Annotated in this window: 2 protein-coding genes; both read left to right on the top strand. The window is 68.6% G+C overall.

Annotated features, from left to right (window positions below):
- Nucleotides 1–195, top strand: a 195-nt coding sequence (locus tag VGL85_RS07175; protein WP_331587503.1) for an acyl-CoA dehydrogenase family protein, incomplete at its 5' end; no start/stop codon positions are given.
- A gap of 465 nt (nucleotides 196–660) precedes the next feature.
- Entirely contained in the window at nucleotides 661–1,749 is a 1,089-nt protein-coding gene (locus VGL85_RS07170; RefSeq protein WP_331587501.1) for an SDR family oxidoreductase, read from the top strand.
- The last annotated feature ends 190 nt before the right edge of the window (nucleotides 1,750–1,939 follow it).

Raw genomic sequence — 1,939 nt, 5'->3', positions numbered from 1 at the left:
GTCTCGCTGGCCAAGGCCAAGATGGGCGACACCCTGCATCTGGTCTCCAACGAGATGGTGCAGATGCACGGCGGCATCGGCATGACCGACGCCCACGACGCCGGCCTCTACCTGAAGCGCGCCCGCGCCGCCGAAGCCTCCTACGGCGGCCAGTCCTACCACCGCGACCGCTACGCCCGCCTGAACGGGTATTGAGAAAAGAACCCTCGCCCCCGCTCTTCGCGGGGGAGAGGGCAGGGTGAGGGGGTCGCGCCGCCGCCGCTCACCTTTACGGAAAAGACGATCGCGCAAAGGCCCTCACCCTTCCCTCTCCCCGCAAAACGCTAGGCGATTCACACATCTCGATGATGATAAGCCTATCAAAGGCTTAGGCGGCCCGTGCCAAGCAGCCCTTCTCCCCCTTGCGGGAGAAGGTGGCCCCGAAGGGGGTCGGATGAGGGGTCGATAGCCCTATCCGCTAGGCCATTGACGTTAAATGGCAATTTCCGCGCGACCCCTCATCCGTCGGCTTCGCCGACACCTTCTCCCGCAAGAGGGAGAAGGAGACCTTCAGCGGCCGCCGCAGATGTGTGCATCCCCTAGCGCAAAACGGGGAGAGGGTTCTCGACCTGGAACCCCCATAGCGGTAGGTCGTTGCCTCCGCACGGTCGGAGGACTTGCATGACGTTGAAGCTGAAGCGTCTCGATCGGCAGGTGGTGGTGATCACCGGCGCCACCTCGGGCATCGGGCTCTCCACCGCGCGCGCCGCCGCCGCGCGCGGCGCGACCCTGATGCTGGCCGCCCGCAACGAGGAGGCGCTGAAGAGCGTCTGCGACGACCTGGCCGGCAAGGGCGCCAAGACCGCCTATGTCGTCGCCGACGTCGGCGTCGAGGCCGATGTGCGCGCCATCGCCGCGGCGGCCGTCGCCCGCTTCGGCGGCTTCGACACCTGGATCAACGACGCCGGCGTCTCGATCTTCGGCGACATCACGGCAACCCCGCTCGAGGACCAGCGCCGGCTGTTCGAAACCAACTATTGGGGCGTCGTCTATGGCTCCCTGATCGCGGTCGAGCATTTCCGCGAGCGGCCGGGCGGCGGGGCGCTGATCAATGTCGGCTCGGTGCTCGGCGACCTGGCCATTCCGCTGCAGGGCGCCTATTCGGCCTCGAAACACGCGGTGAAGGGATTCACCAATGTGCTGCGCATGGAGCTGATGCGCGAAGGGGCGCCCGTCTCGGTGACCCTGATCCGGCCCTCGGCCATCGACACGCCGTACAAGGACCATGCCCGCAACCTGACCGGCGCGCCGGTGAAGAACCCAGCGCCGGTCTATGCCGCGCCGCTGGTGGCCCAGGCCATCCTCTATGCCGCCGAGCACAAGACCCGCGAGCTTACGGTCGGCGCCAGCGGCCCGATCCTGGCCGCGCTCGGCGCCATCGCGCCCATGGTCGCCGAACCGCTGCTGGCCTGGCTCGCGCCGATGCTGCAGCGTGACGAGGAAGGCCGCCGCGGCACGCGTCACGACAACCTGCACCAGGCCGGCCAGGACCTGCGCGAGCGCGCCTATTACAAGGGCGTGCGGGAATCGAGCCTGTTCGCCTCCGCCCAGATGCGCCCGCGCGCGACCATGGCGCTCGCGGTCCTGGCCAGCCTTGCCGCCGGCGCCGCCTTTTTCGGCGGCCGCAAGATCGGCCGTCGCGGCGAGGCGACGCCGGCGCCCGAACCACCTCCGCGTCAGGGATGGATGGAGCGGCTGGGCCTGGGCTGAAACCCGGCGAGACCAGACCTTCGAACGGCGCTTGCCCGCAGCCCACAGCGGCCCCTAAATCGCGCCCACAAGACAAAAAATGGGAGAGAGCGAGAGATGGGACGGCTTCAGGACAGGGTTGCGCTGGTCACCGGCGCGGCGAGCGGCATCGGGCGGGCGACCGCCAAGCTGTTCGCCAGCGAAGGCGCAC

The organism is Phenylobacterium sp. (genome assembly GCF_036501465.1).
Classification (GTDB): domain Bacteria; phylum Pseudomonadota; class Alphaproteobacteria; order Caulobacterales; family Caulobacteraceae; genus Phenylobacterium.
The sequence above is the reverse complement of the archived record's forward strand: the minus strand, read 5'-3'. Positions and strand labels throughout refer to the sequence as shown.